Here is a 19,753-nt window from a genome sequence, read left to right on the forward strand (position 1 = left end):
ATGAGCACCGGTTCCACCCAGGCCCAAGCCCTGATCGCGGCGATCCCGCTGCCCGCCGACGTCATCGAGCGCCTGCTGAAGGCGGCGCTCGACGCCCGGCAGCATTCGCACGCGCCGTATTCGAAGTACTTCGTCGGCGCCGCGGTGCTCGACGAGCACGGCCGCATCCACGCCGGCTGCAACATCGAGAACGCCGCCTACCCGCAAGGCTGGTGCGCGGAGACCAACGCCCTCGGCCACATGATCATGGGCGGCGGGCGCGTGGCGCGCGCGGTGATGGTCACCGGCGCCGGCTCGGAAATCATCACCCCCTGCGGCGGCTGCCGCCAGAAGCTGCGCGAGTTCGCGCGGCCTGAAGAACTCATCGTGATCGCGGGCGACGCCTCCGGCGTGCGCGCGCACTGGACCCTGGAGCAGCTGCTGCCCGCCAGCTTCGGTCCGGATCACCTGAAACCCTGAACGTCGACATCCGCGCCGACATCCACACCGACATCGACGCGGCCGCCGTGGCCGCGACAGGAGAACGAACATGTCCATCCCCCTGCAAGGCGCCGAACTCGACGCCGCCATCACCGCCAGCATCGCCACGCTGAAGTCGACCTTCGGCGAGCAAGGCCCTGAAGTCGCCGTCGTGCTGGGTTCCGGCTGGTCCGGCGCCGTCGATCAGCTGCAGGATGTGAAGCATCTGCCGTACGCGCAGCTGCCGGCCTTCCCGCAGCCCAAGGTCGAAGGCCACGTGGCCGAGATCGCCGTGGGCCGTGTCGGCCAGCAACGCGTGGCGATGCTGCGCGGCCGCGCCCACACCTACGAGAGCGGCGACTGCACCGGCATGGCCGGCGCGATCCGCAGCCTGAAGGCCTGGGGCGTAAAGGTGCTGGTGCTGACGAACGCGTCGGGCAGCCTGCGCTCGCACCAGCCCCCGGGCAGCCTGATGCTGATCTCGGACCACATCAACGCGCCGCAGCGCTCGCCGCTGACGGGCCTGCCGGGCAGCGACCGTTTCTGCGACATGAGCGTCGCCTACGACGCCGAGCTGCGTCAGCAGGGCTTCAAGATCGCCCGCGAGCACAACATGGTGCTGACCGAAGGCGTGTACGTGTGGGCCGTCGGCCCGCACTTCGAGACGCCGGCGGAGATCCGCATGTTCGCCGCCTGGGGCGCGGACGCGGTCGGCATGAGCACCGTGCCGGAGACCATCCTGGCGCGTCACGCGGGCCTGCGCGTCGCCGGTCTGGCGCTGATCACCAACATGGCCGCGGGCATGTCCGACGAGGCGCTGACGCACGCGCTGACGCTGCAGCAGGCGAAGGTTTCGGGCGACCGCGCCGCCGCCTACCTGGGCCAGTACTTGGCCTCGCTGGCGACGTTGGAATCGCTGAAGGCCTGATCGTCGGCCGGTGCAAGATCGGGGCCATGCCCCCGGTCGGCCGGTTGCCCGATGGATCGATCGCCGGAACCGGCGGGCTGTTGTGCGGACTGACCGTTCGGTCGTCCATGGATGAGCAGTAGGGAGTTGTCGATGAAGTCGGAGATGATGAAGTCGGAGATGAGTCTGGAACAAGCGGCGCGTCTGGCGCTGCAATGCCTGGACCTGACGAGCCTGAACGACGGCGACACCGCCGCCGATATCGAGGCCTTGTGCGCGCGCGCGATCGGCGCACCGGAGCGCGGCCATGTCGCCGCCGTGTGCGTGTGGCCGAAGTTCGTCGCGCAGGCGCGTGCCGCGCTGCCCAAGGACATCCGCGTCGCCGCGGTCGCCAACTTCCCCGACGGCAGCCTGGATCTGCCGCGCGTGCTGGCCGAGATCGACGCGATCGCGCAGGCCGGCGCGCAGGAGGTGGACGTCGTGCTGCCGTACCGCGCGCTGATGGCGGGCCAGTCGACCGAGGTGGGTGAGTTCCTGTCCGAGGTCCGGCATGCGACGCGGCCGCTGACGCTGAAGGTCATCATCGAATCGGGCGAACTCGGCTCGACCGCGCGCATCGCCGAGGCCACGCGCCAGGCGCTGATGGCAGGCGCCGATTTCGTCAAGACGAGCACCGGCAAGACCAAGGTGTCGGCGACGCCGGAAGCGGCCGCGACGATGCTGCGCGAGATCGCCGGCAGCGGCTTCGGCAACGCGGGCTTCAAGGCCTCGGGCGGCATCCGCTCGGTGATCGATGCCCGTGCCTACCTGCAGCTGGCGGCCGACGCGCTCGGCGTCGCGGCGCTGACGCCGCAACGCCTGCGCTTCGGCGCGAGCGGCCTGCTGGGCGACATCGAGGCGGTGCTGGCCGGACAGGACAGCGCAGCCGTCAGCGCCGCGTACTGAAGCATCGAACCCGCATTGAAGCAGCGCTGAGGAAGTACTGACGCAGCGTTCAACAAGCGCTCAACAAGCGCTCAACAAGCGCAGGCCGCGACGACCCGCCCCGATGGACGAGGGGCGGGCGCATAACGACAACACATCGAAGGGACGCGGCGATCATGCTGGCTCAGGAAATCATTCGCACCAAGCGTGAGGGACGCGCGCTGGACGACACCCAGATCGGGCACTTCGTGCGCGGGCTGGTGGACGGCAGCTGGAGCGAAGGCCAGGTGGCCGCGCTCGGCATGGCGGTGTTCCTGCGGGGCATGGGACGCGACGAGGCCGTCGCGCTGACGCGCGCGATGATGAACAGCGGCCGCGTGCTGAGCTGGCCCGACATGCCGGGCCCGGTGCTCGACAAGCATTCGAGCGGCGGCGTCGGCGACAAGCTGAGCCTGATGATCGCGCCGATGGTGGCGGCCTGCGGCGGCTACGTGCCGATGATCGCGGGACGCGGGCTCGGCCACACCGGCGGGACCGTCGACAAGCTCGAGGCCATTCCCGGCTACACGACGACGCCGGCACCGGCCGACTTCGACCGCATCGTGCGCGCGCTGGGCTGCGCCATCATCGGCCAGACCAGCGATCTGGCGCCGGCCGACAAGCGCTTCTACGCGGTGCGCGACATCACCGCCACGGTGGAGAGCGTGCCGCTGATCACCGCGAGCATCCTGTCGAAGAAGCTGGCCGCCGGGCTGCAGGGCCTGGCGATGGACATCAAGTGCGGCAACGGCGCGTTCGCGGCCACGCCGGAATTCGGACGCGAGCTCGCGCAGAGCATCGTCGATGTCGCCGGCGGCGCGGGCCTGCGCACGCGCGCGCTGATCACCGACATGAACCAGGTGCTGGGCCAGGAGGTCGGCAACGCGCTGGAAGTGCGTGGTGCCATCGACTACCTGACCGGTCGCAAGCCGCGCGAGACCCGCACGCATGAGCTCACGCTGGCGCTGTGCGCCGAGATGCTGGTGCTGGGCGGACTCGCGCCCGACACGGCGTCGGCGCGCGTGAAGCTGCAGGCGGCGCTGGACAGCGGCGCGGCGGCGGAACGTTTCGCGAAGATGGTGGCCGCGCTCGGCGGGCCGGCGGACCTGCTGGAGAAGCCCGAGGCCTACCTCGCGGCGGCGCCGGTCGTGCGCCCGATCCCGGCACCGCGCGCAGGCCGCCTCGTCGGCATGAACACGCGCGACCTCGGCCTTGTCATCGTCGAGCTCGGCGGCGGTCGCCGCCTGCCGGGCGATGCGCTCGACATGCGCGTCGGGCTCGACCGCTTCGCGCAGCTCGGCGATGTCGTCGCGGCGGGCGATCCCATCGCCTTTGTCCACGCCGCCGATGAAGCCGCAGCCGACCGCGCCATCGCGCAAGTGCTGGCCGCCATCACCATCGGCGACGCCCCGTCCTGGACGCCGGCGCCGCTCGTCATGGCCGAACTGGGCTGAAACCGAGCACGTCTGCGGGACCCGGTACCGGCCGCCCTCATACGCTCGCAGGCTCCGCTAAATCGGTCGGCCGGCACCGGGTCCCTCCGACCGCACGAGTCCAGGGAGCAGGCTCGGTAGAATTCCGGCCCTCGATTCCTGATTTCCGCTGACACGCGACATGCCCGATTCCATCGACCCCATCGACGATCCCATCGACAGCGACGACGCGAGCGAATCGCCGGCCGCCGAGGGCGTCAACCATCCGAAGGCCCGCATCCGCAGCTTCGTCGTGCGCGCCGGTCGCATGGGCACCGGACAGGTCAAGGCGCTCGCGGAACTCGGCCCGAAGTTCGTGCTGCCGTTCAAGCCCGAGGCGATGGACTACGAAGCCACCTTCGGACGCCAGGCGCCCGTCGTCTTCGAGATCGGCTTCGGCATGGGCGGCCCGACCGCCCAGATCGCGCAGACGCTGCCCGGCATCGACTTCATCGGCTGCGAGGTCCATGAACCCGGCGTCGGCGCGCTGCTCAAGCTGATCGGCGAGCAGGACATCGCCAACATCCGCATCTTCCAGCACGACGCCGTCGAGGTGCTGGACAGCATGATCCCCAAGGCCTCGCTGGCGGGCGTGCACATCTACTTCCCGGATCCGTGGCACAAGAAGCGCCACAACAAGCGCCGCCTGGTGCAGCCCGGATTCGTCGCCAAGCTGGTGCAACACCTGGCGCCGGGCGCCTACCTGCACCTGGCCACCGACTGGGAGCCCTACGCCCAGCAGATGCTGGAAGTGCTGGCCGCCGATCCGGACCTGGTGAACACCTCGACCCGCGCGGACGGCTACGCCGACAAGCCCGAATACCGTCCGCTCACCAAGTTCGAGAACCGCGGCCTCAAGCTGGGCCACGGCGTCTGGGACCTGGTGTTCAAGCGCAAGGCCTGACCCGCGCCCGCGCCATGTCGGGGCGCATGCCCCCGTCCCGCCCCGTCAGGACGCGCATGCACCCATCCCGCGCCCCCTCGGGGCGGGCGTGCGCCAATTCCGCCCATCGGGGCGGGAACCCGCGTGACGAAGGTCAGGCGCGGCCGGACCTGCAAGGCCTTTCAGGGATCGCCGGAGGGTCGCACTGTTAGAGTTCCCGCCTATGTCCGAATCCAACTCCCTTGCCGGTCGGCATGTGCTCCTGGGCCTGTCCGGCGGCATCGCCTGCTACAAGATCGCCGAGCTGACGCGGCTGTTCGTGAAGGCCGGCGCCACGGTGCAGGTGATCATGACGGAGGCCGCGGAGGCCTTCATCACGCCGGTGACGATGCAGGCGCTGTCCAACCGCCCCGTCTTCACCAGCCAGTGGGATGCGCGCCCCGACAACAACATGGCGCACATCAACCTGACGCGCGAGGCCGACGTGATGGTCATCGCGCCCGCCAGTGCGGACTTCATCGCCAAGCTGGCGCAAGGCCGCGCGGATGACCTGCTGTCGCTGACGGCGCTGGCGCGTCCGGCGCACAAGTGCGCGTTGCTGCTGGCCCCGGCGATGAACCGCGAGATGTGGGCGCATCCGGCCACGCAGCGCAACCTGGCGCAGGTGCAGTCGGACGGCGCGCTGGTGCTGGGCGTCGGTTCCGGCGACCAGGCCTGCGGCGAGGTCGGCGACGGCCGCATGCTGGAGCCGATGCAGCTGCTGGAGCACGTGGTCTCGCATTTCCAGCCCAAGGTGCTGGCCGGACGCAAGCTGCTGATCACCGCCGGTCCGACCTACGAGGCGATCGATCCTGTGCGCGGCATCACCAACCGATCGAGCGGCAAGATGGGATTCGCCATCGCGCGCGCGGCCGCGGAGGCGGGCGCCGAGGTGACGCTGGTGGCCGGTCCCGTGCACCTGCCGACGCCGTTGGGCGTGAACCGCATCGACGTGCAGAGCGCGCGCGAGATGCTGGACGCGGTGCTGCCGCGCGCGGCGACGCACCAGGTGTTCGTCGCGACGGCGGCGGTCGCGGACTGGCGCCCGGCGCAGACCGCCGAACACAAGATCAAGAAGAACGCCAAGGCCGGCGAGGCGGTGCCTCCCGCGCTGACCCTGGCCGAGAACCCCGACATCCTGGCGACGGTCGCCGCGCTGCCGCAGCCGCCGCTGTGCGTGGGCTTCGCGGCGGAGAGCCAGGACCTGGTCAAGCATGCGCGCGAGAAGCGCCAGCGCAAGAACGTGCCGCTGATCGTGGCCAACATCGGTCCCGCGGCCTTCGGCCAGGACGACAACGCGCTGACGCTGGTCGACGCGCGCGGCGAACGCGAGCTGTCGCGCGCCGACAAGCTGACGCTGGCGCGCGAGCTGGTGCGCGAGATCGCGCAGCGGCTGACGACCTACGGCACCTGAGGCGGACGCGCCGACCTTCAGACCTTCCGATTCCCTTCCGACCGATTCTTCGACTGTTTCCTCGACTGCTTCCTCGACTGATTCCATGACCACCATCGATCTGAAGGTGCTCGACCGCCGCATGGCCGAGCAGCTCCCTGCCTACGCGACGACCGGCAGCGCCGGCCTGGACCTGCGCGCCTGCCTGGACGAGGCGATCACGCTCGCGCCCGGCGACACCGTGCTGGTGCCCACGGGCCTGGCGATCCACATCGGCGACGCGGGCCTGGCGGCGATGATCCTGCCGCGCTCGGGCCTGGGCCACAAGCACGGCGTGGTGCTGGGCAACCTGGTCGGTCTGATCGACTCGGACTACCAGGGCCAGCTGATGGTCAGCGTGTGGAACCGCGGCAAGGACACCTTCACGATCCAGCCGATGGAGCGCATCGCCCAGATGGTGATCGTGCCGGTCGTGCAGCCGACCTTCCGCGTCGTCGATGATTTCGACGCGTCCTCGCGCGGCGAGGACGGTTTCGGGTCGACCGGCAAGGCCTGACCCCGCCCACCCCCGCTCGCCGCTCACGCCTCACGCCTCACGTCCATCACCCGACCGACGCGGTCGGACGGGTCAATCGCAGGCCGGAGTCAGCGGGCGAGGGTGGGGCCGGAATGGGGCTTGGGGTTCCCGGAGGGAGGCCCCATGCCCCGTGGAGAGCCCGCGCCTGGCAGGCCGGGGTCACTGGTCTTCAATCCCCGTGCCCATGCCCCTCTTCAACGCCAGCTGCCGCCGCATCCACCGGCGCGCTCGCATTCGCGCCGTCGAAGAAGAACGGCTTGCGCGGCTTCTTCGCTGGCCAGACCTCGTTCATCGACGGGATGTCGAAGACGCGGCCGCCCTGCATGACCTGGCTGATCCTGTCGCTCTGGCGGATGTCCTTCAACACGTCGCCATCGAGGATCACGAGGTCTGCGAGCTTGCCCGGCTCCAATGAGCCGATGTCCTTGTCCAGGCCGAGGTAACGCGCCGGATTGAGTGTCGCGGTGCGGATGGCTTCCAGCGAGGTCATGCCGCCCAGGCCCATCATCCACAGTTCCCAGTGCGCGCCGAGACCTTCGCGCTGACCGTGCGCGCCGATGTTCACCGACACGCCGGCGCGTTGCAGCTCGGTTGCGGTCTTCGCGACCTGGATGACGTTGAAGTCCTCCTCCGGCGCCGTTTCGCGGCGCACGCTGCGCGGTTCCAGCACCGCCTTGGGCACGAACTTGCTGAGGATCGGATGGCGCCACACGTCCGTGCGCGCGTACCAGTAGTGCTCACCGTCGAGGCCGCCGTAGGCGACGTTCAGCGTCGGCGTGTAGCCGACCTGCGTCTGCGGCCACAGCTGCTTGACGTCGTCATAGACCTTGGCGACCGGCAGCGCGTGCTCCACGCCGGTGTGGCCGTCGACCACCATCGACATGTTGAGCTGGAACAGCGAGCCGCCTTCCGGCACGACCATCATCCCCGTCTCGCGCGCCGCCTCGAGCACCTGCTGGCGCTGATCGCGCCGCGGCTGGTTGTAGCTCTTCACGCTGATCGCGCCGGCCGACTTCAGCCGTTTCAGATGCGTCTGCGCGTCTTCCAGGCTGTTGATGACGGCGGAGAAGTTGGCCTTCGCGCCGTACAGCACCGTGCCGGTCGAGAAGATCCGCGGCCCGACCACGCGGCCCGTGCGCTGCATCTCCGACTGCGTGTAGATGTCGCTGGTGCGGTTGGATGGATCGTGCAGCGTCGTCAGGCCGAAGGCCAGCGACGCGTAGTTGATCCAGCTCTGCTGCGGGACGATCTCGCTCTCGGCCATGGTGCCGTGCCAGTGCGCGTCGATCAGGCCCGGGATGACCGTCTTGCCGGCGGCCTGGATGGTCTCCGTGCCCGCTGGGATCGTCACCGATGCGCGCGGCCCGATCGCGGCGATGCGGTCGCCGTCGACCAGGATCGCGCCGTCCTCGATGACCTCATCGGGCTTGCTCGCGCTCATCGTGACGATGCGCGCGCCGACGATCGCGATGCGACCCTTGGGCTTGTCCGCGGTCAGCGTCAGCTTGATGGGCGCGCCGCGCTCCGCCGGCTTGAAGCCCGGCTGCAGCGCCTGCGTCAGCGGCACGGTGAAGAGCTCGTTGCCCAGCGCGTAGTGCAGCGCATACGGCTGCGACTTGCCGTCACCCGACCACTGCAGGTCGTCGCCCGCGTTCACGTCGAGCTTCTTCACCGGCATGGCCTCGGCCTTCGGGCCGACCGTCTGCAGCTTGCCCGCGGGCGCGAGCGGCGTCACGTAGGTGTGGAAGCGCTCGGTGAAGCCCAGCCACTGGCCGTCCGGCGACACGGTGAAGCGGGTCGCGAACTCGCTCTTGGCGACGGCGAACTCGCTGCGCTCGATCAGGTTCAGGCGGACCAGCTGGTGATTCGAATCGACCTCGCCCGTCGTCTGCTTGCGCGTGACGTAGAGCGTGTCGCTGTCGGCGCCGAACTGGGGCGCCTCGCCGTCCTTGGTGACCCGGCGCGGCTGGCCCTTGCCATCGACCGCGGCGACGTAGACGCCGGGCTCCAGGCTGTTCCAGGGCGAGGTGAGGAAGCCGCCCTTGGCCTTCTGGTACGCGACGGTCCTGCCGTCCGGCGAGAACGCCGGCGACAGGTACTTGCCTGGCTCCGGCGTGACGATGGTGTCGCGACCGCCGGCGAGATCGAGCACGCGCACGCGGCCCTGGTCGGCGTCGTTCCAACTCACGTAGACGAGCTGCTTCCCATCGCGCGAGAACGCCGGGAAGTACTCGAAGCGCTCCGTCTGTGACGTGAGACGACGCGCTTCGCCGACCGGTTGTCCGTCGCGGAGCTCGCTCGTGTAGAGATAGCCGGCGGAGGAGAACACCACGCGCTTGCCGTCCGGCGAGACCTTGACCCAGCGCAGCATCTTCGAGTCGAAGGTGGCGGGCGCGACCTCATGCGCGAAGCGCAGCGCGGGGGTGATCTGGCGCTCGTCCTTCACATGGAAGGGGATCTCCGCGGCGGTGGACTTGAACGGATCGATGCGCCACAGCTTGCCCTGCGCCCAGGTCACAACCTGCTTGGAATCGGGCATCCACGCGATGCCGGGGTACACGCCGTGCACGGACCAGGACTCCTGCAGGTCGCGTTCCATGCCGGTCCAGGCGGGGAACTCGCGGCCGGTCTTCAGGTCCTTGAGGAAGAGCGTGGTGCGGCTGCCCGTGGCGTCGCGCAGGCGGCGGATGAAGGCGAGGTACTTGCCGTCGGGGGAGGGCGTCGGGCGGATCGCGCCGCCTGCGCCGGTGACGAAGGGCTCGCTGGTGCCGTCGGTCAGGTCCTGGCGGTAGATGCGGAAGATCTCGCCGGTGCTGTCCTTGTTGTATTCGAACTGGCGGCCTGGCGTGCTGTCCTGCGAGTAGTAGAGGTACTTGCCGTCGGGCGAGAGCGCGGGTTCGCCGAGGTCCTTCTGCCAGTTCGGCTTCTCGTTGAGCTGCTGGCCCTTGCCGCCGTCGACGTGATAGAGCCAGATCTCGCCGCTGCCCAGCGAGCGGGTGCCGGTGAAGTGCTTGCGGGCGGCGATGTACTTGCCGCCCGGATGCCAGACGGGGTTGTTGAGCAGGCGGAAGTCTTCGGTCGAGATTGCGCGGGCGTTGGAGCCGTCGGCGTTCATGACCCAGATGTTGTCGCCGCCGCCGGCGTCGGAGACGAAGGCGATCTGCTTCCCGTCGGGCGAGAAGCGGGGCTGCATCTCCCACGCGATCGAGTGCGTCAGTGCCTTGGCTTCGCCGCCGCCGGCGGGCATCACGTAGAGGTCGCCGAGCAGGTCGAAGACGATCTGCTTGCCGTCGGGGCTGACGTCCACCGACATCCAGGTGCCGGTGCGCACGTCGATGTTGGCGATCTTCTTGTCACCCGGGGGCTGGTTGACGTTCCACTTCGCCGCCGGGGCCGACGCCGCAACGGCGGGAGAGGGGGCTCCGGCAGGCGCGTCAGCGGCGAAGGCGGCGGCCTGCAGGGCCAGCGCAAAAGCGATCACGCCCGCGCGGGCGGGCGTGACGGTGAAACCGTCGGCGCCCTTGGAAAGGGTCGTCGGCGAGGCCTGCTTCGTGAGCATCTTGTTCGTCATGGGGCACCCTGGGATGAAGAGTGCCGGCAGCATAGGCGGGCACTACGCGCAAACCCGACCGGGTTTGCGAGGGCATGACGAATGGCAGTGCGCTGGGCGTATCGGTGGCGTGTCAGTTCATCTCGTCCGACGAGATCAAGCGAAGTCCCGGTCTTGCCTCGGTGACAGCCTTTAGTAACGCCGCAGCAATGCTGCCCGCCGGATTGATGCGGAACCTCTTCGGCAGGACCGGCGTCAGGACCCGGATCAGCGCCATCGCCGCATGTTCGGCACGCCGGGTTTCCCGGCGCTCGCCGCCGATGAGGCTGGGCCGGCAGATCGTCAGCGATCGGAACCCGATGGCCTGGATGTCCCGTTCCACTTCCCCCTTGGTCCTCGTATAGAAGAACCGGGAGCCCGCCGATGCGCCTACCGCGCTCACGAGAGCGAAGGTCTCGGCGCCCTCGGCGTGCGCGGCCTTGCCGAAGGCGACGGGGAGCTCGTGGTCGACATGGCGGAACGCCTCTTTCGAGCCAGCCTTGGCCTGGGTGGTTCCCAATGCGCAGATCACCGCTTGAGGCTTGAGCGACGCCAGCTCAGGAATCAGGTCTTCCAGTCGGGCGACCACGGGATTCACCAGCTTGGCGGCACGCGCCAATGGCTTGCGCGTCGGCGCAATCACTTCGGAGAACGCGTCGCTGGCAAGCGCAAGCCCCAGTGCGTTGCTGCCCACCAAGCCTGTGGCACCGAGCAGAAGCAGTCTCATCGTCGAATCTCCGGACTTCAGCGTGTCGAAGGCCTTGAGCCAAGTGTCATCCGAGCGGCTCTTCGGCGGGCAGATCGGTGACCATGCCCCATCGGTCGAATTCTGCGCTGAACTCGTCCAGCGCCAGCAAACCCATGCACGCATGGGCGCCTGGTGCCAGGTCATGCCCGCGCGCCAGCCGGCGAGCCAGGAGGATCGCGGCCATGCAGGGGATCTCGGGGCCGTGGTCGTTGTCGGCGGCGATGTGCCATTCCCTGCGGATGCTGCGACCTGTGGGATCTTCGCCTTCCACGCGCACGACCATGCCGCCGAGCGCCGAACCGAGGAAGTCGAACGCGGGCGCCGTGGCCTGCATCAGCGCGGCGAGCCGCGATGGCCGCTTCAGCAGGCCGAGGCGCCGAAGCGTCGCCAGCCACCCCATCGTCCGCTGCGTGAGGCCCACCTCGAGCGCGGCCCGGAACATGACGCGGTTGGTGACGCCGTAGCGCGACGGGAACAGCTCGAGATCCGGGATGTCGCACAGCGCGCCGAGTCGCGGCCGCAAGCGGGCGAACTCGACGCGTGTGGGGTCCGCCCAGCCCAGGCGCGGCTGCCAGCGCCCCTCGTCCCAGATCTGGACCGGGCCGCCGCAATAGCTCAACACGGCGGCGAGCGTCGCTTCCCCTCGCGGCGCAGTCTGCGCCGGCGCGATGCAGACGTCGATGTTGCGGAGGGACCGCCACTCGCGCGTGAGCGCTTCCACGACGGCCGAAGACAAGGCGGGGACGGTGCTCGCGCCGGAGATGCCGACGCGTCCCGACCCGCGGAATGCCTCATCGAGCGCCGAGGGGAAGTCGCAGACGAAGCGGCGTCCGTCGGCGAGATCGATGTAGTGCGCACCGGCCCGGGCCGCGGCGTGCGCGACGTCGTAGGACTGGTCCTGGAACGGCCCCGCGGTATGGATAAGCAGCTCGACGCCGAGGCGCCGAAGTTCCTCCGAGAACGCGGGCGAGGACAGATCGATGGCGATGCCTTCGGCGCCCGATCCGAGTTCATCGGCCAACGCGCGGGCGCGTGCTGCATTCCGTCCCCCGATCAGCAACTCGATCGCGGGATCGCCCGCCAGGGCGCGGCAGATGCGCGCTCCGAAGTTGCCATAGCCTCCCAGTACCAGCGTCTTCAATTCGTCGTCTTCTTGATCCGTTTGAAGCGCGCAGTCTACGGGGGCAGTTCAACCCGCCGACAGCCGCCACGGATCTTCCCGCTCCGCCGCATCCTGCTGCCGGAATGCCTTCGGCGACTTCCCGACGGTGCGCTTGAACACCTTCGAGAAACCGAAGGCGTCGCGATAACCGACCGCCGCGGCCACGGCCTCCAGGCTGTGTCGCGTCTGCGCCAGCAATTGCATCGCGCGCTGCATGCGCACGATGCGCAGGTGATTCAACGGCGTGTCGCCCATCGCCTCGCGGAAGCGTTCCGCCAGCGCCGTGCGCGACAGGCCGACCCGCTTCGCCAGCGCTTCCAGCGTCCACGGATGCGAGGGGTCGCCGTGCATCAGCGCCACCGCGCGGCCCACCGTCGGGTCCTGCACGGCCAGGCTCCAGCCGACGCTCGTCGCCGCGCGGCGCGCGATCAGCTGCCGCAGCGCGTAGGTGAACAGCAGGTCCAGCAAGCCGTGCGTGATGATCTCGGCACCAGGCTCCGCCTCGCGCAGTTCCTCGACCAGCAGGCCACCTGCCAGCGCCAGCGGCCCGAGCCGCGGCATGTCGGCGGCGCGCAGCACGGCCCAGATCGGCAGCTCCGCGAAGAACGGGTGCAGCGGCGTATGCCAGAACTGGTAGGCGCCGCTGAGCACGACAGCGCCTGTTTCGTCCGGTGTGCCCGACGGGCCGAGCGTGTCGAGTGCCACCGTCCGCTGCATGTCGATGTCGTCGACGCGCTGGCCGTCCAGCGTCGGGCGCAGGCTCAGCACATGCGGATGACCGCGCGACATCACGGCGATGTCGCCGCCGTTCAGCGTCAGGGGTTTCTCCAGCTCCGGCGCATGCAGCACCACGCTGCCGCGCAGCACCACGTGCAGGCCGATGCTGCGGTCGCAGGGGAAACGCAACGCGCAATCCTCCGACAGCTCGCTGAGGTCCAGCAGCCGTCGCGACAGACCGGTGTCGCGCAGGACGGCGCTCAGCAGGTCGATGCTCATGAGTGGGGATCATGGAACGGAAAGACATGAATTATGGATCTTTGTCCATTCCTGGTACGTGATCCGCTTTCTAGCATGGAGGCCTCATCACTGATTCCGGAGTCCTGAACATGATCGTCATCACCGGCGCCACCGGCCAGCTCGGCCGCCTCGTCATCGACCGCCTGCTGGCCCTGGGCGTTGAACCCGGCCGGATCGTCGCTGCCGTGCGTACTCCCGCCAAGGCGGCCGACCTGGCCGCGCGCGGCGTCGTCGTCCGCGAGTGCGACTACACCCGTCCCGACACGCTGACCACGGCCTTCGCCGGCGCGGAGCGCGTGCTGCTGATCTCCTCGAACGAGCTGGGCGATCGCATCCCGCAGCACCGCGCCGTGATCGACGCGGCCAAGGCGGTCGGCGTGGGCCAGCTCGTCTACGCCAGCGTGCTGCATGCCGACCGCTCCACGCTCGGCCTGGCCGGCGAGCACCGCGAGACCGAGGCGTTGATCACCGCCTCCGGCCTCACGCACGTGCTGCTGCGCAATGGCTGGTACGTCGAGAACTACCTCGCCGCGCTGCCCCAGGCGCTGGCGCACGGCGCCTTCCTCGGCTCGGCGCGCGAGGGACGCATCTCTTGGGCGGCGCGCGCCGACTATGCGCACGCCGCGGCCGCGGTGCTGTCGCAGCCCATCGGGCCGAACGCCGTCTTCGAGCTGGCCGGCGATCAGGCCCACACGCTGGCGGCGCTGGCGGCGGAAGTCGGCCGCCAGAGCGGCAAGCCCGTGGTCTACAAGGACCTGCCGCGCGCGGACTTCCAGCGCTTCCTGCTGGACGCGGGCCTGCCGGCGCCACTGGCCGAGCTCCTCGCCGATTCGGACGAGCAGGCCGCCGACGGCGCGCTGTTCGACGACAGCGGAGATCTGACGCGTCTGATCGGCCGACCGACGACGACGTTGGACGTCGCGGTGCGCGCAGCGCTTGCCGCGGCCTGACGCAGCAGGGGGCTGCGGCAGGGCGTCACCGATCAGCGACCATGCATCAGCCCCTCTTCCCAGACTGAGGAGAGGTCACCCAGCAATGGCTTCGGGATCCGGTCGTCGCCCGCTGCCGCCTTGAGCGTTTCGCGCATGGCGTCGGCGATGCGGCTCAGTACGGACCTGGGATCGTCGACCGCGCAGTGCTGCCGGCCGAACGCGATCAACTCCTCCGTGGTCGGATACGCCTTCGACTGATGACGTCCGGAAACCAGCTTGAGCGCCATCGTGCGGTCCTCCAGCTCCGGACCGCCCGCATAGCGGGTGTAGCGATACACCGCCGTGGTCACGACATCGAACATCGGTGCGAGCCACGCCTCCTGCTCGGATCGATAGAGCACACCGAAGTTCTTGAGGTGGGCATCCCCGTTGCGCACCATGACGGAGAAGGCGACCTGTTCGAAGAACCGGCGCAGATCCGCCTTGGGGAGGTGGATCAGGGTCAGCAGATCGCTGATGCGCTGGTAGCTGCCGTGGTATTTGCGGTCCGAGAGCACGTCCCGCACCCGCTGGCCGGCTAGCGCCGCCACATCCTCGAAGCCCAGACGTTCCACCGCGCCGCCTGGATGCTGGATCACGTCGAAGCGGTCCACGAGCAACAGCTGTCCGTCGTCGGAAAGATCAAAACCTGGCACCTCGATGCCGGCACGCTTCGCTGCGCTGAGGCAGAGAAACTCATTGGCCGCCAGGCCTGGATAGGCCGGACTCGCCGCCTTGACGATGAGCGAGGGAATGGGGATCGTGGGCCGGTCGGGAACCATGATCTTGGGCTGCATGCCGGCAATGCCGGCGCCGGTGTTCAGGTAGGCCCGGACCAGTTCGTCGAACAGCTCCGGCGTATATCGCATCTTGAGCAGTGAGTCGCGGCTGAGTGTCTGCGCGCGAGGGGAGGGCACCGCATCAGGCAGCCTGTACCCCAATCGGCCAATGCCGTTCTCGCCGATCAAGGCCAGCAGGTGCATGGGCGTGGTCGGCTGTTTGGGGAACAGTTCCCGGATGCGCATGAACAGGTCGCCTTCCGGCAGGTTCTGATCCATCGAAGGGAACAGATCGCCAGCCCGCCAGGTGAGCTGCGTCCGGGCCGGCATCAGCAAGGCCACGGAAGGCTGGTCGGGCGAAGTGTCCAGATATCGGAATTCGTAGGTGGACCCCTTGACCAACTGACCGACCTGGGGGACGCCCCCAATGCTGACGTCGAGCAGCGGCAGCTTGTCAGGGAGCATCGTCGTCGTCCCTGGCGAATCGCTCCGCGAGCTCCTCCATGGTCGGCATCCCGGCCTTCTCGAAGCGGATACGCAGACCCAGCGCGCGGGTCACGGCCATGAGCGAGGTCACCGTGGACTCCTGACCCGCTTCGAGGCGATAGATCACTTCCCGGACGCGGCTGGCCTTCTCCGCCAGTTCCGTTTTCGACAGCTTCAGGAGTTCACGACGCTCCCTCAACGCCAGACCGATGTCTTCAGGAAAGCTTGCAGTGTCAGCCATGGCTGGCATTTTATTCTTCAGTCGGTATTTTGCAAGCCATAGCTGACACGGATATCCATGAATTGCAAGTCATGGCTTGCGAAAATTGGTTGAATACGCATATTTGCAAGCCATGGCTTGCATATCGATCTCAGAGTTGAGAGGAGTGCAGGCCAATGCAACCATTGATGACTTTCGATATCCATTTGATCGAAAGTTGTTGGATTGTTTTCGGGCGATTTGCGAGATTTGTGTTCTTAATTTCGCACATATAGACACAAAATAGCTTCGAATGGTTTCGATATCGACGATTGGTTGTCAGAAACGAGAAGGCATTCGAAACTAAAAATCCGGGTCGGGCACTCAGTCCCATGCGTCCTCAACCCCGGGATCCTCGCGATCCCGACCCGGAGCCTCCTTTGAAACCCATCCACGCGCTTTCCTCCGTCGCCCTGGCCCTGCTGCTCGCGGGCGCCCACGCCCAGGCGGCCACCACGTACTACGTTTCCACCACCGGCAACGACGCCAACCCGGGCACCCTCGCGGCACCGTGGCGGCACATCAACCACGCCGCCACGGTCGCCGCCGCCGGCGCGACCGTCTACGTGCGTGGCGGCGTCTACAACGAGTACGTCACCTTCGCCAAGTCCGGCAACGCCACGGCCGGCCCGATCGTCTTCCAGAACTACGCCGGCGAGCTGCCCATCGTCGACGGCACCGGCGTGAACTGCTGCGGCGGCGACATGCGCGGTCTCTTCAACGTCAACAGCAAGAGCTACATCACGATCAACGGCTTCGAGATCCGCAACTACGCCAGCGGCACCAAGAACGACGAGCCGGCCGGCATCGTCGTGATCGGCTCGGGCACGCAGATCAAGCTGCTCAACAACAAGATCCACGACATCAAGACCACCATCGAGAAGACCGGCAACGCGCACGGCATCGCCGTGTGGGGCACGGGCACCACGCCGTACTCGCAGATCACCATCAGCGGCAACGAGGTCTACAACCTCAAGACCGGCCAGACCGAGACGGTCGCGCTCGACGGCAACGTCACCGACTTCACCATCACCGGCAACCTGATCCACGACAACTCCAACATCGGCATCGACGTGATCGGCTTCCAGGGCACCGGCCCGGACGGCCACGACCAGGTGAAGAACGGCACGATCGCGGACAACCGGATCTACAACATCACGACGACGAAGAACCCGTCCTACAACAACGAGCCGTCCGCCGGCGGCATCTACTGCGACGGCTGCGCCAACGTGGTGATCGAGCGCAACCTCATCCGCAACGCCGACCTCGGCATCGAGGTCGCCGCCGAGACCGGCGGGGAGAAGTCCAGCAACGTGACCGTGCGCAACAACCTGGTCTACGACACGCAGCTGGCCAACATCTCGATCGGCGGCTACGACGCCAGCCGCGGCGGCGCGGACCGCGTGAACGTGGTGAACAACACCCTCTACCAGTCCGCCTCGGCCAAGGGCGAGGGCTTCCAGGTCCAGTTCAACACGACCAACAGCGTGTTCAAGAACAACATCGTGTTCCTGTCCAACGCGCAGAGCGGCACGGGTGGCCACATGGTCAGCAACGTGGCCACCTGGACCACCTCGCCGGTCGCCTTCGACAACAACGTCTACTTCAACGACGCCGGCAACGCCACCTGGATCTGGAACAACAAGACCTACACCGGCCTGGGCAGCTTCGTCTCCGGCGCCAAGCAGGACGCGCGCTCGAAGTTCGGGAACCCGCTGTTCTTCAACCTCGCCGGCCGTGACCTGCGCGTGTCGGCGAACTCGCCGGCCGTCGGCGCCGGCACCAACCTCGGCGCGAGCATCGTCGGCGCGACCGATTTCGCCGGCGCCGCGCGCGTCATCCAGGTCATCGACGCCGGCGCCTACGAGCGCTGAGCAAGACCTGACACCGGGCGTCACGTCGAGGACGGAGACGCCATGACACGGAACGGGCCGCGGTGATGAACCGCGGCCCGTTGTTCATGCGGCGATGTGCTTGATGTCTCCTGACGGCCGATCTCCGGAAGCGATCCCTGCGCGTCGGACACGATGCGGAGCCCGTGCGGGATCACGAGCGGCACGCTCCCGGCGCGCTCCGGTAGAGTTGCCCGGCGGAACGGTCGGCGAGCCGAGCCACCAGCAACGGCGAGCCCGGTGCCCGCCATCAGGGAGATCAGCGTGCAAGGACAAGGCAGGGCGGGTCTCCGCCAGTGGATCGGTGTGCTCTGCGCGCTGGCGGCGTCGGCATCGTCGGCGTGGGCCGGCCTCAGCGGCGGCACCGGCATCGACGCCGGTACGCAAGTGGTGGCGCCAACGTGTCGCTTGCAGACGGCGACAGTCCCGGTGCAGGTGGTGCATTACCGCCTGATCGCGGTCGCCAAGATCAATGGGCGCAGCCTGGCCATGATGGTCAACACCTCCTCGGAGTACTCTTTCCTGTCCCCCGAGGTCGTTCGCGGGCTGGGGCTGTCGCAGCGCCCGCTGCCGCAGGGACTGGAGATCACGAACAACGGCCTGAACCTGCCGGCGCAGATGACCACGGTGCGCCGGTTCAACAGCGGCACCCTGGACCTGAAGGACGTGGACTTCGTCGTGGCCGACATCGACAGCGGACTGTCGCTCTCGGGGGTGATCGGACGTGACCTCCTCGCATCTCGCGACATTGAATTCGACGTGTCCCGCGGCGTCATCCGCTTGATCACAACCGAGGGGGACTGCCGCCGTGAGGCGCTGGCCTTCCGGGGCGGCAGCGCGCCCGTCAACGACATGCCCTTGAGCGATCCGGAGGGCGCGGACGACCGCCGGATCCGGATTCCGATCGAGCTCAATGGCAGGCCGGTGGTCGCGATGCTCGCCTCGGGCGTCCAGTTCAGCGCGCTACAGCCGCACGCGGCCCGCGCGGCCGGTATCCCGGACCGGGACCTGCGTTCGCCCGTCGCTCCGGACGGGTCGGCCACGCGGATCGTCGAGGTCGAGCGCGTGCAGGTCGGTGCGGAGCGTTTCAGCCGCCAGCAGCTGGAGGTCGAGCCGTACGACGCGCAAGGCAGTTTCGACATGCTGCTGGGGGTCGACTACCTGCTGTCCCATCGGGTCTACGTGTCCCATGCGCAGCGCAGGCTGTATTCCATCCGCAACGGTTTTCCCGCTTTCCGGAACCGGGACGGCTACCTCGCTGGCGGGCCAGACGCCCAGGCTTGGGAAAAGGCATGGGAGGGGCTGCAGCAGGAGCCCGAGACCTGGGCGGGCGCGGCACTCTTCCATTACCGGTTCAAGCGGCTTCGCGAGGCGATCGACGCGATGAACCGGGCCATCGCCCTGGACCCGGGCGTGGCGGACTTCTACGTGACGCGGGCCCGCGCACAGCGCGCCCTGGGTGATCTCCCGGCCGCGGGCAAGGACGCGGAAGAGGCCCTGCGCCTGGATCCGGCACTCGACGACGCGCGACTCATCCGCGCCGACGTCCAGGTCCTTCGCGGGTCACGCGAGGAGGCGCTCCCGGATCTCGCGCTGCTCGACAGCCGCTTGCCGTCCGACGCCGACGCCCGATCCGAGATGGCCTGGCTCTACGGCAAGGCGGGCCGCGTGACCGAATCGATCCGGCAATGGACGATGTGGATCGAGAGCCATCCCGAGGATGTGTACCTGGGCGAGGGCTACAACGAGCGCTGCTTCCATCGCACCCTGCGCAACATCGACCTGCCGCTCGCGCTGCAGGACTGCGAGCGCGCGACGGCACTGGGCGCCCCACGCGCCGAGTTCCTGGATTCGCTGGGGTGGACCCGTCTGCGTCTGGGGGACCTCGTGGGCGCCCGGTCGGCGTTCGACGCAGCGATCCGCCTGCAGGCGGATCAGGCCTGGTCGCTGTATGGCCGCAGCCTGGTGTGGGCGAGGCAGGGCGATGCGGCGCGTGCCCGTGCGGACCTGGAGGCCGCGCGCGGCAGCAAGTCCGACATCGATCAACGCGTGAAGGAATCAGGCCTGCCGCACCATGAGGGCGCCGTCTGAGCCTGGGCGGTCAGGCGCGTCAAGAAGGACGGGCCGCTGGCGCGGCCCGTCCCGTTCCCCTCAGCC

Annotated in this window: 16 protein-coding genes; 10 read left to right on the top strand and 6 right to left on the bottom strand. The window is 68.4% G+C overall.

Going from position 1 to position 19,753, the window contains the following annotated elements; all coding sequences use genetic code 11:
* The 7 genes from ACQ859_RS13125 (at position 1) to dut (ending at position 6,672) form a co-directional block, all read left to right on the top strand.
* Positions 1-459, top strand: coding sequence for a cytidine deaminase (locus tag ACQ859_RS13125; RefSeq protein WP_431266143.1), 459 nt, complete (start codon positions 1-3; stop codon positions 457-459).
* A gap of 70 nt (positions 460-529) precedes the next feature.
* Positions 530-1,387, top strand: a complete 858-nt coding sequence (locus ACQ859_RS13130) for a purine-nucleoside phosphorylase (RefSeq protein ID WP_431266144.1) — start codon at positions 530-532, stop codon at positions 1,385-1,387.
* A gap of 159 nt (positions 1,388-1,546) precedes the next feature.
* A complete protein-coding gene (gene deoC, locus ACQ859_RS13135) occupies positions 1,547-2,311 on the top strand; it encodes a deoxyribose-phosphate aldolase (protein WP_431266145.1) in 765 nt (254 codons plus the stop codon).
* A 152-nt stretch (positions 2,312-2,463) separates the two neighbouring features.
* The gene (gene deoA / locus ACQ859_RS13140) at positions 2,464-3,783 is read left to right on the top strand and encodes a thymidine phosphorylase (protein WP_431266537.1); all 1,320 of its coding nucleotides are present in this window, start codon (positions 2,464-2,466) and stop codon (positions 3,781-3,783) included.
* Between the two features lie 160 nt (positions 3,784-3,943).
* Positions 3,944-4,705, top strand: coding sequence for a tRNA (guanosine(46)-N7)-methyltransferase TrmB (gene trmB / locus ACQ859_RS13145; protein ID WP_431266146.1), 762 nt, complete (start codon positions 3,944-3,946; stop codon positions 4,703-4,705).
* Between the two features lie 202 nt (positions 4,706-4,907).
* Positions 4,908-6,137 carry a bifunctional phosphopantothenoylcysteine decarboxylase/phosphopantothenate--cysteine ligase CoaBC gene (gene coaBC / locus ACQ859_RS13150; RefSeq protein WP_431266147.1) on the top strand — a complete coding sequence of 410 codons (1,230 nt, stop codon included), beginning with the start codon at positions 4,908-4,910 and terminating at the stop codon, positions 6,135-6,137.
* Positions 6,138-6,222: 85 nt separating this feature from the next.
* A complete protein-coding gene (dut, locus tag ACQ859_RS13155; RefSeq protein WP_431266148.1) occupies positions 6,223-6,672 on the top strand; it encodes a dUTP diphosphatase in 450 nt (149 codons plus the stop codon).
* Between the two features lie 190 nt (positions 6,673-6,862).
* Here dut and ACQ859_RS13160 read toward each other — a convergent pair whose 3' ends face one another.
* The 4 genes from ACQ859_RS13160 to ACQ859_RS13175 form a co-directional block, all read right to left on the bottom strand.
* Positions 6,863-10,264 carry an amidohydrolase family protein gene (locus tag ACQ859_RS13160; RefSeq protein WP_431266149.1) on the bottom strand — a complete coding sequence of 1,134 codons (3,402 nt, stop codon included), beginning with the start codon at positions 10,262-10,264 and terminating at the stop codon, positions 6,863-6,865.
* Between the two features lie 112 nt (positions 10,265-10,376).
* Positions 10,377-11,009, bottom strand: a complete 633-nt coding sequence (locus tag ACQ859_RS13165; protein ID WP_431266150.1) for an NAD-dependent epimerase/dehydratase family protein — start codon at positions 11,007-11,009, stop codon at positions 10,377-10,379.
* 46 nt (positions 11,010-11,055) lie between these two features.
* Entirely contained in the window at positions 11,056-12,171 is a 1,116-nt protein-coding gene (locus ACQ859_RS13170) for a saccharopine dehydrogenase family protein (RefSeq protein WP_431266151.1), read from the bottom strand.
* 48 nt (positions 12,172-12,219) lie between these two features.
* Positions 12,220-13,188 (bottom strand): cupin domain-containing protein, encoded by a 969-nt coding sequence (locus tag ACQ859_RS13175; protein ID WP_431266152.1) that lies wholly within the window; start codon positions 13,186-13,188, stop codon positions 12,220-12,222.
* Between the two features lie 110 nt (positions 13,189-13,298).
* Here ACQ859_RS13175 and ACQ859_RS13180 point away from each other — a divergent pair, with 110 nt between their 5' ends.
* The gene (locus tag ACQ859_RS13180; RefSeq protein WP_431266153.1) at positions 13,299-14,159 is read left to right on the top strand and encodes an SDR family oxidoreductase; all 861 of its coding nucleotides are present in this window, start codon (positions 13,299-13,301) and stop codon (positions 14,157-14,159) included.
* A gap of 32 nt (positions 14,160-14,191) precedes the next feature.
* Here ACQ859_RS13180 and ACQ859_RS13185 read toward each other — a convergent pair whose 3' ends face one another.
* Positions 14,192-15,424, bottom strand: a complete 1,233-nt coding sequence (locus ACQ859_RS13185) for a type II toxin-antitoxin system HipA family toxin (protein WP_431266154.1) — start codon at positions 15,422-15,424, stop codon at positions 14,192-14,194.
* Positions 15,414-15,695: a helix-turn-helix domain-containing protein gene (locus ACQ859_RS13190; protein ID WP_431266155.1), complete on the bottom strand. Its 282-nt coding sequence runs from the start codon at positions 15,693-15,695 to the stop codon at positions 15,414-15,416. The genes ACQ859_RS13185 and ACQ859_RS13190 overlap by 11 nt, the downstream gene beginning before the upstream one ends.
* 389 nt (positions 15,696-16,084) lie before the next feature.
* On the opposite strand from ACQ859_RS13190, the gene ACQ859_RS13195 reads away from it, so the two are divergent.
* Both ACQ859_RS13195 and ACQ859_RS13200 read left to right on the top strand, forming a co-directional pair.
* Positions 16,085-17,578, top strand: a complete 1,494-nt coding sequence (locus ACQ859_RS13195) for a choice-of-anchor Q domain-containing protein (protein WP_431266156.1) — start codon at positions 16,085-16,087, stop codon at positions 17,576-17,578.
* Between the two features lie 153 nt (positions 17,579-17,731).
* Positions 17,732-19,687, top strand: a complete 1,956-nt coding sequence (locus ACQ859_RS13200) for an aspartyl protease family protein (protein WP_431266157.1) — start codon at positions 17,732-17,734, stop codon at positions 19,685-19,687.
* Positions 19,688-19,753 lie beyond the last annotated feature (66 nt).

This window comes from Roseateles chitinivorans (genome assembly GCF_050632235.1).
Taxonomy (GTDB): domain Bacteria; phylum Pseudomonadota; class Gammaproteobacteria; order Burkholderiales; family Burkholderiaceae_C; genus Roseateles; species Roseateles chitinivorans_A.